The following is a 14287-nucleotide window of genomic DNA, read 5'->3' on the forward strand; positions in this document are numbered from 1 at the left end:
GTGAATCCCCTGATGTTGATGAAACAAAAAGGAATTATTATTAAAACTGTCGACTACGGAGAATCCGATAAGATAATCACAATTTTAAATGAAAATGGTGCTAAAGTTCCTTTAATGGCTAAGAGAGCTAAGAAGAGCAAAACTGGATTGCAAGCAAATACACAGTTGTTTGTATATGGATTGTTTATATACGCCAAGCTGAGAGGGCTTGGTGTTCTTAATTCAGTCGATGTCATTAATCAAAATTACCAGCTCAGATTAGATATCTATGAGAGCAGCTATGCTGCCTTATGTGCTGAAATTATAGATAAATCTATGGAAGATGAAGAAATCTCTCAATTTAACTTCCAACTTCTAGCGTTTTGTTTAGAACGCATTAATAAAAAAGATAGCGCACAGTTGATGTCTGTTATAGTGTTATTAAAGAAAATGAACGATTTCGGCTTTACCATTGATTTTGGCAAATGTGCAATTTCTGCAGATAACGATCAATCTAAACTCAGTGCATTCAGTTTTAAATTTCATGGTGTCATTTCTAGAGATTATATAAATCGAGATCCTAAAGCTATTCCAATTTCAAATAAAACCTTATATTTATTGGATGTCTTACAGAAACTCTCCATCACTAAAATGAATCAACTCAATATTCATCAAGAAATTTTAGATGAAATGTCGGATTTATTAATAATGCTTTATCGAGAATATGCTGGCATCTTCTTCAGAAGTCAAAAACTTATCAATCAATTAAAGCGTTTAGAAACCAATCAAACAAAAAATTAACGGGGTAGGACATTATGTTGTCCTAACCCCGTTTTTTATAGGAATTATTAGAATCTTACTTGTTCAGCAATGAAATCGTTTAGTTCGGAAATCGGCATACGTACTTGTTCCATTGAGTCACGATCACGTACAGTAACTTGTTGGTCTTCAAGTGAATCGAAATCAAATGTAATACAATAAGGTGTACCAATTTCATCTTGACGACGATAACGTTTACCGATTGATTGAGATTCGTCAAAGTCTACAGTAAAGTTTTCGCTTAACTGTTCATAAACTTTGATAGCTTCTTCAGACAATTTTTTACTTAAAGGTAAAATTGCTGCTTTATAAGGTGCGAGTGCAGGGTGGAAGTGTAAAACAGTTCTTTCATCTTTGCTTCCTTCTACTCCTTCACGATCATAAGCATCACAAAGGAAAGCTAATGTTACACGGTCAGCACCTAGTGAAGGCTCGATACAATAAGGAATGTATTTTTCATTTGTTTCAGGGTCATGATATTTAAAGTCATCACCTGAGAATTCACTATGCTTTTTCAAATCATAGTCTGTACGGCTAGCAATTCCCCATAATTCGCCCCAACCGAATGGGAATTTGTATTCAATATCAGTTGTTGCATTAGAATAGTGAGATAACTCATCTTCATCATGGTCACGAAGACGAATATTTTCGTTTTGAACACCTAAGTCCAACAACCATTTTTCAGCAAAAGTTTTCCAGTAGTTTTGCCATTCAATTTCTTCGCCAGGTTTACAGAAGAATTCAAGTTCCATTTGTTCGAATTCGCGTGTTCTGAAAATAAAGTTACCTGGTGTGATTTCATTACGGAATGATTTACCAATTTGTCCAATACCAAATGGTAGTTTTTTACGCATAGAACGTTGCACATTTTTATAGTTTACAAAAATACCTTGCGCAGTTTCTGGACGCAAGAAAATTTCATTTGTAGAATCTTCAGTAACCCCTTGGAAAGTTTTGAACATTAAATTAAACTGTCTGATATCTGTCCAATTTGCCGTACCGCTGACTGGATCTTTAATACCTTCTTCCTCAATGATGCGTTTCATTTCATCAAAGCTTAAGCCATCAGCAATAAAGTTTTCGTCACCTTTTTCATTTTGCATATAATCTTCAATCAATTTATCTGCACGATAACGGATTTTACTATCTTTATTATCAATCATTGGATCATTAAAGTTGCCAAGGTGTCCTGAAGCTTCCCAAGTCTTCGGATTCATTAAGATTGCTGCATCTAATCCAACGTTATATGGAGATTGAGAAATAAATTTTTTCCACCATGCTTGTTTAATATTATTTTTTAATTCAACACCTAGCGGACCATAATCCCAAGTATTTGATAATCCACCATAAATTTCACTTCCTGGAAACACAAAGCCTCTGTGTTTCGCAAGTTGTACAACTGAATCCATATCTTTTGCCATTTTACAACACTCCTCTTTTTTAAATAAAAAAACGCCCCAAGATAACGAAATAAACATTTCGAAATCTTGGGACGAGTTATCTAATTTCATCATTAATAAATATAACCCGCGGTTCCACCCAATTTAGTGTAGACACTCGCTTAGATTATTAAATTGTCAGGCCAATTTAATTGTTAAGCTCACACCGTCCTTAACTCGCTTCAATATTCATTTTAATGCATCGAATAATTAAATACAAGTAAATACATACATTTGTAGGACAAAACAAATCAAGTTATAATAAGAAAGTAAGTGTGAAGGGGTGAGGACATATAGAACTGAGTAATAGGCAAAGTGAAATAGTTGAAATCGTAAAACATAACGGCCCAATCACTGGAGAGAAAATTGCTGAACAACTAAGTTTGACTAGGGCTACGCTTAGACCTGATTTAGCCATACTTACTATGTCTGGTTTTTTAGAAGCTAGACCGCGCGTAGGTTATTTTTATTCCGGTAAGTCAACTAACCAATTGTTGACTGAGAAATTAAGAGAATATATAGTAAAGGACTATCAATCACTACCCATAATCTTAAAAAGTGATAAAACAGTGTACGAAGCAATTTGTACTATCTTTCTTGAAGATGTCAGTACTTTATTTATTGTTAATCCAAATAATGATTTTATCGGGGTTTGTTCGAGAAAGGATTTATTAAGAGCATCAATGATTGGTAAAGATATACATACGATGCCAGTCAGTGTTATAATGACACGCATGCCAAATTTGACTTATGTTAAAGAAAACGATTTAGTCGTTTTAGCAGCCCAATTAATGATAGAAAAAGAAATTGATTCTATACCTATCGTAAGAGGAAAAGATAATGGCAAGCTAGAAGTTATCGGCCGTGTATCTAAAACAACAATAACCAAGTTATTTGTATCTATTTTTGACGAGTAGGTGAATATATTAATGCAAAAGATAAAAATAATTATTGCATCTGATTCAGTAGGGGAAACTGCAGAACAAGTTGCAAAAGCGTGTGTTTCTCAATTCAGTTCCAAAAACTTTAAAAGTGAAATCGTACGCTATCCATATATTGAAACAAAAGAAAACGTGGATGAAGTGATAGACGTAGCTAAAGAAAATGAATTGAATATTGTGGTGTTCACTTTAGTAAAACCAGAAATCAAACAATATATGGAAGAAAGATTAGCAGAACACAAAATTAAGCATGTCGATATCATGGGACCATTAATGAGTATTCTCACAGATAAGATTGATGAGCAACCATATTGCGAACCTGGTATCGTGCATAAACTCGATGAAGCATATTTTAAAAAGATCGAGGCAATCGAATTTGCGGTAAAATATGATGACGGTAAAGATCCAAAAGGATTACCAAAAGCTGATATTGTTCTTCTTGGTATTTCTCGCACATCAAAAACACCGTTGTCGCAATTTTTAGCGCATAAACGATATAAGGTAATGAATATACCTATTGTTCCTGAAATAAATCCGCCTGAAGCACTATTTGAAATTGATCCTAAAAAATGTGTAGCTTTGAAAATAAGCGAAGAAAAGCTGAACAAAATCAGAAAAGAACGCTTGAAACAGTTGGGGCTTGGAGATTCGGCAAGATATGCAACAGGTCAGCGTATTCAAGAAGAACTCGACTATTTTAATAATATCGTTGAAAAAATCGGTTGTCCGGTGATTGATGTCTCTGATAAAGCAATCGAAGAAACTGCAAACGATATTATGTATATTATTGAACAAAATAAAATGAATTAATCATGACAATTGATAAAAGCGCTGGTGTTACAATCAGCGTTTAATTATTTCAAGCAAATCACTTTCCATTTATAAATAAAATGATATAATAATAAGACTAAATCTATGCAGGTGGTTAGTTTGCGAATTGAACAATCAGTAATAAATGAAATTAAAGATAAAACAGATATATTAGATCTAGTAAGTGAATATGTGAAATTAGAAAAAAGAGGACGCAATTATATAGGTTTGTGTCCTTTTCATGATGAAAAAACACCTTCATTCACTGTTTCTGAAGATAAGCAAATCTGCCATTGTTTCGGTTGTAAAAAAGGAGGCAATGTTTTCCAGTTTACGCAAGAAATTAAAGGCGTTTCATTCGTGGAAGCTGTTAAAGAGCTGGGAGAAAGGGTAAATATAAAAATAGACGTCAATGATTCCGATGCTCAAAACCAAATTGCTTCTGATGACTTGATGATGATTAAAATGCATGAGTTGATGCAAGATTATTATCATTATGTTCTTATGAAAACTGTTGAAGGAGAGGAAGCGTTAGATTATTTAAAATCTAGGGGATTTACAGAAGAATTACTAAATGAAAGAAAAATTGGTTACGCACCTGATAACTCTCATTTCTGCCATGACTTCTTACAGAAAAAAGGTTACGATATCGAACTTGCATATGAAGCAGGATTGCTTTCCAGAAACGAAGAAAACTTCAGTTATTATGATCGATTTAGAGATCGCATCATGTTCCCTCTAAAAAATGCTCAAGGGCGTACAGTAGGCTATTCTGGACGGACATACAAAAATCAAGAGCCGAAATATTTAAATAGCCCGGAAACCCCAATATTTCAAAAAAGAAAATTACTGTATAACGTTGATAGAGCGAGAAGAACGATTCGTCAAAAAAACGAACTCATTTTACTTGAAGGATTCATGGATGTTATTAAAGCTGACCAAGCAGGTATAAAGCAAGTAGTAGCGAGCATGGGCACACAACTTTCGCAAGAACATGTATCTTTTATAAAGAAATTAACTTCAAATGTAACTTTATTGTTTGATGGAGACTTTGCAGGGCAAGAAGCTACTTTGAAAACAGGACAGAATTTATTGCAACAAGGTATGAATGTATTTGTTGTACAGATGCCGTCAAAAATGGATCCAGATGAATATATTGCTAAATATGGTAATGACGCCTTCAGAGCATATTTAGATCACGAAAGAAAAGCTTTCATTTTATATAAAGTGAATTTGCATAAAGATGAAATTGAACATAATGATATGGCATATGAAAAATATTTAAAAGAGATTACAGATGATATTTCACTAATGCAATCAGGCATTTTACAAAAAAAAGTATTGCAAGACGTTTCTGAATTGTTTAAAGTAAGTTTTGATAGTCTAAATAATGAAGTGGCTCTGCATTCTCCTCGATATAATGATGCGAAAATGCCAATTCCAACTTTCGAAAAACAACAGTTCACTAAAAAGGAAGATGCTGAGCGTAAATTACTAAAACATTTCATGTTTAGCAAAGATGTTTTTTTGGATTACAATAAAGAAATTGAATCAGATGACTTTACAAATAGTCATTTTAAGAGTATATTTAATATTTTGCACGACTATTATTCTGAAAATGAACATTATGATTTAAGTACTGCCTTATTATATAGTAATCAAGAAGCTGATAGAGAAACATTGATTTCACTTGAAAATCTTCTGTTAAATAGGAATCCCTACGAATATGAGCTACAAGATTACATTAATATCATCACTGACAATCGTAATGGAGAAACTTCAGAAACCCTGAATGAAAAGTTAAGAGAAGCAGCTCGCATTGGTGATATGGAGCTACAAAAATACTATTTAGAGAAAATAGTTAATATGAATAAGAATAGAATGAAATAATGAGTTATGAGTAATTAACAAGAAGTATTCTACCTTTTTGTTAAATATAAAGATGTGCTTATATTAATTTCGGGAGGCCATTTTATGTCTGAAAACCAAGTGAAAGTAGTAAAAAAACAAACCATCGATCCGACATTGACTTTGGAAGATGTAAAAAAACAATTATTAGAAAAAGGTAAAAAAGAAGGTCATCTTAGTCACGAAGAAATAGCTGAAAAATTGCAGAATTTCGAAATGGATTCTGACCAAATGGATGAATTCTTTGACCAATTAAATGATAATGATATCAATCTTGTCAATGAAAAAGACAGCTCAGATACAGACGAAAAATTAAATCCTCACGATTTGAGTGCACCTCCAGGAGTAAAAATTAATGACCCTGTACGTATGTATTTGAAAGAAATTGGACGCGTTAATTTATTAAACGCTCAAGAAGAAATCGAATTAGCAAAACGTATTGAACAAGGCGATGAAGTTGCTAAAGCAAGACTAGCTGAAGCCAACTTACGTTTAGTAGTCAGTATTGCTAAAAGATATGTCGGCCGTGGAATGCTTTTCTTAGATTTAATCCAAGAAGGTAACATGGGCTTGATTAAAGCTGTTGAAAAGTTCGACTTCAGTAAGGGATTTAAGTTCTCGACATATGCTACATGGTGGATTCGTCAAGCGATTACACGTGCTATTGCTGACCAAGCACGTACGATTCGTATTCCAGTACACATGGTGGAAACAATTAATAAATTAATTCGTGTTCAAAGACAACTTCTTCAAGATTTAGGCAGAGACCCTGCTCCAGAAGAAATTGGGGAAGAAATGGACTTACCACCAGAAAAAGTACGTGAAATTTTAAAAATCGCTCAAGAACCCGTTTCTTTAGAAACTCCTATCGGCGAAGAAGACGACAGTCATTTAGGTGACTTTATCGAGGACCAAGAAGTTCAGAGCCCATCTGATCATGCCGCTTATGAACTATTAAAAGAACAATTAGAAGATGTTCTAGATACACTCACTGATAGAGAAGAAAATGTTCTAAGATTGCGTTTTGGTTTAGACGACGGAAGAACACGCACACTTGAAGAAGTCGGTAAAGTATTCGGCGTTACAAGAGAACGTATTCGTCAAATCGAAGCCAAAGCATTAAGAAAACTTAGACATCCTAGTCGCAGTAAACGACTCAAAGATTTCATGGACTAATTATGTAAATTTAAGCGAGACAATAAGCTGAATATGTTTGGCTCAGAAGGTCTTAGTTAAGAGTCTCTTCTTATGCATGTATTGTACTTGCAGACAAACATACCGGTTATATTGTTTCGCTTTTTTTATTATTCAGAGGAGAATTGAAGATGATTGCACTTAATCAAAGGTTGCAAGCAGTCAGCCAATATATTAAAGGACCGATACTTGCAGATATTGGATCAGACCACGCTTACTTGCCGATTTATGCTATTCAAAACGAACTTTGCCAAACTGTTATTGCAGGAGAAGTTGTCAGAGGACCATTTGAAGCAGCTCATTTAAATGTCGAAAAATACGGGCTAAATCAAAGTATTGATGTTAAACTTGGCAATGGGCTAGAAGTTATTGAAGAAAATAATAAAGTAGACTCTATTACGATTTGCGGGATGGGCGGACCTCTTATCGCTTCAATTATTGAGAATGGCAAATCCAAATTAAAAAACCATCCACGTCTCATTTTACAGAGTAATATACAGACCTATACTCTAAGAAAAGTGCTACATCGACTTAATTATCATATTATTGATGAAGCACTCATTGAAGAGAAAGGACATATCTATGAAATCGTCGTTGCTGAATTTGGCAGCGAAGATACGGATGTATACGATTTGAAATTCGGTCCTATTCTATTAAGACAAAAAAGTGATTTATTCTTTAAAAAATGGAATAGAGAATTAGAAGCTTTGGAAAATATAAAAAGTAATCTAGACAGCAATAAACACAGCCACAGATTATCAGAGATTAATAACGAAATTAAAATGATTCAAGAGGTGTTAAAATGAAAACTTCAGAATTACTAAATATTATTAATCAGCACGTCCCTTTTTCATCAGCTAAAGAATGGGATAATGTAGGTTTGCTTATTGGAGATAAAGAAAAAGAAGTTACGGGAATTTTAACAACATTAGATTGTACAGCAGAAATCGTGGACGAAGCAATCAACAATAATGTCAATACGATAATTGCTCACCATCCGTTGATTTTTAAAGGTATCAGTAATGTTAACGAAGGTGGCTATGGAACTATCATAAGACGCATTATCCAACACGATATTCAGCTAATCGCACTCCACACAAATTTAGATGTATATCAACATGGTGTAAACGCAATGTTGGCTCAAACACTTGGTGTTAATAATACAGCCATCCTTGAACCTCAATTTACAAATTACTACAAAGTTCAAGTCTTTATTCCAAAGGAAAATGCTGTCGACTTTAAAGAAAAAATGAGTCAAGCTGGCTTTGCTTCAGAAGGCAATTATGAACATTGTTTCTTTTCAACTGCAGGCGAAGGACAATTCAAACCAGTAGGAGAAGCGAATCCTCATATTGGAAGTCTCAATGAGATAGAATCAGTGTCTGAAATTAAAATAGAATTTATGATTCAAAATCATCAACGTCATCAAGCTGAATACTATATTAATGAATTGCATCCTTACGAAACTCCAGTATACGATTTTATTCCTTTAACTAAACAGTTAGATAGAGGATTAGGAGTAATAGGTTCTTTAAAAAATCAAGTAACTTTAAAAGAGTTTGCGCTCAAAGCTAAAGAAGCTTTAAATTTGCCAAGTGTTAGATTTACAGGTAATCCTAATTCATTAATTAACACAGTCGCTATTATCGGCGGTTCTGGTATTGGTTTTGAAAAAGACGCTATTAATAAAGGCGCAGATGTTTTTGTTACAGGAGATATTAAACATCACGACGCACTTGATGCAAAAACAGATAATATTAATTTAGTTGATATTAATCACTATAGTGAATATGTTATGAAAGAAGGACTTAAGCACTTATTACAAGAATGGTTGAATCAACCAGCGTTTAAGATAATTGCTTCAGATTTAAATACAGATCCATTTAGCTACGTATAAATAAAAAGGAGGGATTTTAAAATGGCCAAACAACATCCATTTGAACAATTTGATTTAGATGATCAGCTTATAGAAGCAGTCTCTGATTTAAATTTTAATCAGCCAACTGAAATCCAACAAAGAGTTATTCCCAAAATTTTAAAAGGGACAAGTATTATCGGACAATCTCAAACCGGTACAGGTAAATCACATGCATTTCTTTTACCATTAATGCAAAGTATTGATCCATCTATCCAAGAACCTCAAGCGATTGTAGTTGCACCAACAAGAGAATTGGCTCAACAGCTTAATAACGCGGCACAGCATTTAGCCGAATTTAAAAAGGATGTCAAAGTTTCTTTGTTTATCGGCGGTACTGACTTTGAAAGAGATAAACAGCGTTGCAATATACAACCGCAACTTGTAATTGGCACACCGACTAGAATTAACGATTTATCTAAAGATGGTACTTTGCATACACATTTAGCAAACTACTTAGTTGTTGATGAAGCTGACTTAATGATTGATTTAGGATTAATCGAAGATGTGGACCATATTGCTGCTCGATTAGAAGACAATGCGAATATCGCAGTATTCAGTGCAACGATACCTAAATCATTACATCCGTTTTTAAATAAATACTTGAATCAACCAGAATTAATTGAAGTCGATAATAAGACGCAAAATAAGAAAAATATTGACTTTTACCTAATACCAACAAAAGGTGCGGCGAAAGTTGATAAAACTAAGTCCTTAATAAAAATATTAAATCCTTATTTATGTATTATTTTTTGCAACAGCAGAGAAAATGCAGATGAGCTAGCAGAAGAACTTACAGCCGATGGATTGAAAATCGGTATGATTCATGGTGGATTATCCCCGCGTGAACGTAAGCAGCAAATGAAACGTATTAGAAATTTAGATTTCCAATATGTAATTGCAAGTGATTTAGCGTCAAGAGGTATCGATATTGAAGGAGTGAGTCATGTCATTAATTTTGATGTGCCTAAAGATATTGATTTCTTTACCCACCGTGTAGGACGAACTGGTAGAGGTCAATACAAAGGGGAAGCTTTCACGTTGTTCACGCCAGATGAAGAAGAACTGATAAATGACATCGAAGAAAAAGGCTATCATTTTGAAGATGTAGATATTAAAAATGGCGAAATCGTACCTATCAAAGCACATAACACTCGAAAAACGCGTCAAAACAAAGATGATCATTTAACAACTCAAGTTAAGCGTAAAATTAAACGTGGCAACAAGAAAAAAGTTAAACCAGGTTACAAGAAAAAGTTTAAAAAAGAATTAGAAAATTTAAAACGTCAAGAGCGTAAGCAATACAGCAAACGCAAAAATAAAGAACAACGTAAAAATAGATAAGGGTAAGGTGGATAAAAGTGTTAATAGGTTCTCATGTTTCCATGAATGGCAAAAAAATGTTACAAGGCTCTGCAGAAGAAGCACATCGTTTAAATGAAAAGACATTTATGATATACACAGGCGCTCCTCAAAATACTCGACGTAAAGCAATTGAAGATTTGAATATCGAAGCTGGACATGAAGCAATGAAAGAATATGGCTTATCCAATATTGTTGTTCATGCGCCTTACATTATTAATATTGCTAATACACAAAAGCCGCATGTATTTGAGTTAGGTGTAGACTTTTTGCAAAAAGAAATTGAACGTACAGAAGCAATTGGTGCGAAAGATATTGTTTTACATCCTGGCTCACATGTTGGTGCAGGTTCAGAAGCAGGAATCAAGAAAATTATCGAAGGACTTAATGAAGTATTAACAAATGAGAATGACGTGCGTATTGCGTTAGAAACTATGGCTGGAAAAGGTTCAGAAGTCGGCAGAACCTTCGAAGAACTAGCACAAATTATTGATGGAGTAAACCATAACGAACGACTTTCTATTTGTTTTGATACTTGTCATACGCATGATGCTGGTTATAAAGTTAAAGATGATTTTGATTCTGTTTTAGAAGAATTTGATAAAATAATAGGATTAGATAGAATCAAAGTGTTACATGTAAATGACAGTAAAAATGAAATAGGCGCCCATAAAGACCGTCATGAGAATATTGGTTTCGGTCATATTGGATTTGATGCTTTAAACTACATCGTACATCATGAAGTGTTCGAAGATATTCCGAAAATCTTAGAGACACCGTTCGTAGGTGAAGATAAGAAAAACAAGCGACCTCCTTATAAACATGAAATTGAAATGTTAGAATCCCAAACATTTAATCCTAATATGAAAGAAATCATTATGGCTGAATAAGATGCTGTTATTAGAGTGGGCGTTGAAATAAATTGAATGTATATTATTTCCGTCCCACTTTTATTTTATCTTCTTAATCGTAAGCATTACAATTTACATAATTAGAAAACAAGGTTATATTTGTAGCGAGGTGAAATCATGACAACTCCTGTTTTTGAATTAAAAAACATCAATTACCATTTTGGTACAAAACAAGTATTAGAAAACATTAATATTAAAATTTATAAAGGTGACTTCTTAGCGATTGTAGGACCAAATGGCGCAGGTAAATCTACATTACTTAAAGTAATGCTTGGATTATTGCCTCTACAAACAGGCGAGATGTACATAGATGGTATTAAATATCAAAGAAAAGCTTCTGATTTAAAAATCAGTTATGTTTCTCAAAAAGCTTCTGCTTTTAACGCTGGATTCCCAGCTAGTGTTAAAGAGGTAGTTCTAAGTGGTCTAACTAAAAAAAAGCACTTATTTCAATGGTTTAATAAGAAAGATGTGCAGAAGGTCAAAGATATATTGAAACGCTTGAACATCGAATTTCTGCTTCATAAAAATATCGCTGAATTATCAGGGGGACAGCAGCAGCGTGTGTTAATTGCCCGTGCGCTTATTTCAAATCCGTCTGTCCTCATACTAGATGAACCGACTAATGGCATCGATGCAAAGCATGTAAGTGAGTTTTATGAAACTTTAGAACAATTGAAGCAAGAGGGTGTAACCATAATTTTAGTTACACATGATATCGGAGTTGTGGTTGATACAGCGACACAAGTTGCATGTTTAAATAAACATTTACATTTCCACGGTTCTGCAAAAGAATTTAAATCATTAGATCAAGTTGAGATTTCTAAGATTTATGGCTATCCTATTAAATTTGTGGACCATCAACACGAAAGGGAGTGCTGTAACTAATGATTGATGCATTATTAAACTTTGATTTTATGAGGTACTCTCTTATCAGTGGGATACTTATCGGGTTTATCGCACCCTTTATAGGCGCCTTTATTGTGGTTCGTAGATTATCGCTAATTGCGGACGCCTTAAGTCACGTAACTTTAGGCGGTATCTCATTCGGAATGCTGCTTACCACTCTGTCACCGATTTTTGCTTCTATCAACCCTATGTGGGGTGGTATACTTTTTGCAGTAGTGGGCGCATTATTAATTGAAAAATTGCGTACTTCTTATAAAAATTACCAAGAAATCGCTATACCAATTATTATGAGTGCAGGTATAGGTTTGAGTGCAATCTTCATATCCTTAGCAGATGGATTTAATCAAGAATTGGTAGGCTTGCTATTTGGTTCTATCAGTGCTGTTTCATTAAGTGATATGGTCACAGTACTTGTCATAGCTATTATCGTAATGGTGTTTATTTTCTCATTTTATAAAGAATTATTTATTCTTTCTTTTGATGAAGAATATAGCAGAGTTATCGGTATTCCGAAATGGATACAGTTCTTATTTATAATCATAGTTGCAATGGTCGTTTCAGCATCTATGCGTGTAGTAGGGATACTCTTAGTAAGTGCGCTCATGACACTTCCTGTTGCAATTGCTATGAGAATTACTAAAGGATTTAAGCAACTTATTATATTAAGTATTATATTAGGTGAACTTTCGGTAATCGGCGGCCTAATAATCGCTTTTTATCTCAACTTATCGCCAGGTGGTGTCATTGTAGTCTTATTAGTATTGATATTAGTAGCTACAATGTTAATTCAAACATTGCGTGTGAAAGTTAAAAAAGGAGTTAATTAGTATGAATACGACTGACGCTATTAAAATTTTAAAAGACGAAGGTCATAAATACACAGATAAACGAAAAATGATTATTGATATATTTGTACATGAAGATAAGTATATAAGTGCAAAAGCCATTCAACAACGCATGGATTCAAAATTTCCAGGTATTTCATTCGATACAATTTATAGAAATCTTTATTTATTTAAAGATCTTGGGATTATTGAAAATACAGAGCTAGATGGTGAAATGAAATTCCGTATCGCATGTGCGCATCATCACCATCATCACTTTATTTGTGAAGTATGCGGCGAAACTAAAATTATTGATTATTGTCCGATGGAAGAAATTCAAGCACAATTGCCAGGGGTTTTAATACACACCCATAAATTAGAAGTATATGGCATTTGCGAAAACTGCCAATAATAATTTTATAATCGCATCCTAACAAATTCTGAGCATTACCAGTTCAGAATTTGTTTTTTTATGTTTGAAATACACTATAAAGTGATAAACATTAGATGGAGATAATAAAGTCATGATGAACTTATAATACAAGCATTTAAATTGTAAGCTTTCTCGTGACTTGATATAGTTAAGATGAAAACAAATTAGGAGGATGATTATTTATGGCTTTTGAATTACCAAATTTACCATACGAGTTTGATGCATTGGAACCATATATCGACAAAGAAACAATGGAAATCCATCATGACAAACACCATAACACTTATGTAACAAAATTAAATGCAGCAATCGAAGGTACTGATTTAGAAAATAAATCAATCGAAGAAATCGTTGCTAATTTAGACAGCGTACCATCAGACATCCAAACTGCAGTTCGTAATAATGGTGGGGGACACTTAAACCACTCATTATTCTGGCAACTTCTTACACCTAATTCTGAAGAAAAAGGTACTGTAATTGATAAAATTAAAGAAGAATGGGGCTCTTTAGATAAATTCAAAGATGAATTTGCTAAAAAAGCTGCTGGACAATTTGGTTCAGGTTGGGCATGGCTAGTTGTAGATAAAAACGGTAAATTAGAAATCGTTTCTACACCAAACCAAGACAACCCTATTACAGAAGGCAAAACTCCTATTTTAGGCTTAGATGTTTGGGAACATGCTTACTACCTTAAATATCAAAATAAACGTCCAGATTATATTGATGCATTCTGGAATGTTGTTAACTGGAATAAAGTTGACGAACTTTATGAAGCTGCAACAAAATAATACTAGGTTATTTAAATTAAACTAGTATCTACACAAACAGTAATCGGTTATTCCG

General features: G+C 33.7%; 14 protein-coding genes. 13 read left to right on the forward strand and 1 reads right to left on the reverse strand.

The window, feature by feature from the left end:
- Positions 1-12 precede the first annotated feature (12 nt).
- On the forward strand, positions 13-780 hold the full coding sequence (recO, locus tag CKV71_RS06680) for a DNA repair protein RecO (RefSeq protein WP_095104986.1): 768 nt from the start codon (positions 13-15) through the stop codon (positions 778-780).
- 47 nt (positions 781-827) lie between these two features.
- On the opposite strand, the gene CKV71_RS06685 is transcribed toward recO, so the two are convergent.
- Positions 828-2219, reverse strand: coding sequence for a glycine--tRNA ligase (locus CKV71_RS06685; protein ID WP_095104988.1), 1392 nt, complete (start codon positions 2217-2219; stop codon positions 828-830).
- Positions 2220-2530: 311 nt separating this feature from the next.
- On the opposite strand from CKV71_RS06685, the gene CKV71_RS06690 reads away from it, so the two are divergent.
- From CKV71_RS06690 to CKV71_RS06745, 12 genes are all read left to right on the forward strand, one after another.
- Positions 2531-3154, forward strand: coding sequence for a transcriptional regulator CcpN (locus CKV71_RS06690; protein ID WP_095104990.1), 624 nt, complete (start codon positions 2531-2533; stop codon positions 3152-3154).
- Positions 3155-3166: 12 nt separating this feature from the next.
- Positions 3167-3988, forward strand: a complete 822-nt coding sequence (locus tag CKV71_RS06695; protein WP_095104992.1) for a pyruvate, water dikinase regulatory protein — start codon at positions 3167-3169, stop codon at positions 3986-3988.
- A 120-nt stretch (positions 3989-4108) separates the two neighbouring features.
- The gene (dnaG, locus tag CKV71_RS06700; protein WP_095104994.1) at positions 4109-5878 is read left to right on the forward strand and encodes a DNA primase; all 1770 of its coding nucleotides are present in this window, start codon (positions 4109-4111) and stop codon (positions 5876-5878) included.
- 84 nt (positions 5879-5962) lie between these two features.
- Entirely contained in the window at positions 5963-7072 is a 1110-nt protein-coding gene (gene rpoD, locus CKV71_RS06705; protein WP_095104996.1) for an RNA polymerase sigma factor RpoD, read from the forward strand.
- Positions 7073-7221: 149 nt separating this feature from the next.
- Positions 7222-7896, forward strand: coding sequence for a tRNA (adenine(22)-N(1))-methyltransferase (locus tag CKV71_RS06710; protein ID WP_095104998.1), 675 nt, complete (start codon positions 7222-7224; stop codon positions 7894-7896).
- The gene (locus CKV71_RS06715; RefSeq protein WP_095105001.1) at positions 7893-8987 is read left to right on the forward strand and encodes a Nif3-like dinuclear metal center hexameric protein; all 1095 of its coding nucleotides are present in this window, start codon (positions 7893-7895) and stop codon (positions 8985-8987) included. Before CKV71_RS06710 ends, CKV71_RS06715 begins: the two co-directional genes overlap by 4 nt.
- A 21-nt stretch (positions 8988-9008) precedes the next feature.
- A complete protein-coding gene (locus CKV71_RS06720; protein ID WP_095105003.1) occupies positions 9009-10349 on the forward strand; it encodes a DEAD/DEAH box helicase in 1341 nt (446 codons plus the stop codon).
- Positions 10350-10366: 17 nt separating this feature from the next.
- Positions 10367-11257 carry a deoxyribonuclease IV gene (locus tag CKV71_RS06725; RefSeq protein WP_095105005.1) on the forward strand — a complete coding sequence of 297 codons (891 nt, stop codon included), beginning with the start codon at positions 10367-10369 and terminating at the stop codon, positions 11255-11257.
- Between the two features lie 138 nt (positions 11258-11395).
- Complete coding sequence (locus tag CKV71_RS06730; protein WP_095105007.1) at positions 11396-12166, forward strand: metal ABC transporter ATP-binding protein; 771 nt, start codon at positions 11396-11398, stop codon at positions 12164-12166.
- Positions 12166-13014: a metal ABC transporter permease gene (locus CKV71_RS06735; RefSeq protein ID WP_095105010.1), complete on the forward strand. Its 849-nt coding sequence runs from the start codon at positions 12166-12168 to the stop codon at positions 13012-13014. Before CKV71_RS06730 ends, CKV71_RS06735 begins: the two co-directional genes overlap by 1 nt.
- Position 13015: 1 nt before the next feature.
- On the forward strand, positions 13016-13423 hold the full coding sequence (locus tag CKV71_RS06740; RefSeq protein WP_095105012.1) for a Fur family transcriptional regulator: 408 nt from the start codon (positions 13016-13018) through the stop codon (positions 13421-13423).
- Positions 13424-13626: 203 nt separating this feature from the next.
- Entirely contained in the window at positions 13627-14232 is a 606-nt protein-coding gene (locus tag CKV71_RS06745) for a superoxide dismutase (protein WP_095105014.1), read from the forward strand.
- The last annotated feature ends 55 nt before the right edge of the window (positions 14233-14287 follow it).

Origin of the sequence: Staphylococcus piscifermentans (assembly GCF_900186985.1) — a bacterium.
Classification (GTDB): domain Bacteria; phylum Bacillota; class Bacilli; order Staphylococcales; family Staphylococcaceae; genus Staphylococcus; species Staphylococcus piscifermentans.

Bases quoted from the DNA above. Each gene is read 5' to 3' on its own strand.
- recO (WP_095104986.1), top strand. From the start codon at position 13: ATGTTGATGAAACAAAAAGGAATTATTATTAAAACTGTCGACTACGGA.
- CKV71_RS06685 (WP_095104988.1), bottom strand. From the start codon at position 2,219: ATGGCAAAAGATATGGATTCAGTTGTACAACTTGCGAAACACAGAGGC.
- CKV71_RS06695 (WP_095104992.1), top strand. From the start codon at position 3,167: ATGCAAAAGATAAAAATAATTATTGCATCTGATTCAGTAGGGGAAACT.
- rpoD (WP_095104996.1), top strand. From the start codon at position 5,963: ATGTCTGAAAACCAAGTGAAAGTAGTAAAAAAACAAACCATCGATCCG.
- CKV71_RS06710 (WP_095104998.1), top strand. From the start codon at position 7,222: ATGATTGCACTTAATCAAAGGTTGCAAGCAGTCAGCCAATATATTAAA.
- CKV71_RS06715 (WP_095105001.1), top strand. From the start codon at position 7,893: ATGAAAACTTCAGAATTACTAAATATTATTAATCAGCACGTCCCTTTT.
- CKV71_RS06720 (WP_095105003.1), top strand. From the start codon at position 9,009: ATGGCCAAACAACATCCATTTGAACAATTTGATTTAGATGATCAGCTT.
- CKV71_RS06730 (WP_095105007.1), top strand. From the start codon at position 11,396: ATGACAACTCCTGTTTTTGAATTAAAAAACATCAATTACCATTTTGGT.
- CKV71_RS06735 (WP_095105010.1), top strand. From the start codon at position 12,166: ATGATTGATGCATTATTAAACTTTGATTTTATGAGGTACTCTCTTATC.
- CKV71_RS06740 (WP_095105012.1), top strand. From the start codon at position 13,016: ATGAATACGACTGACGCTATTAAAATTTTAAAAGACGAAGGTCATAAA.
- CKV71_RS06745 (WP_095105014.1), top strand. From the start codon at position 13,627: ATGGCTTTTGAATTACCAAATTTACCATACGAGTTTGATGCATTGGAA.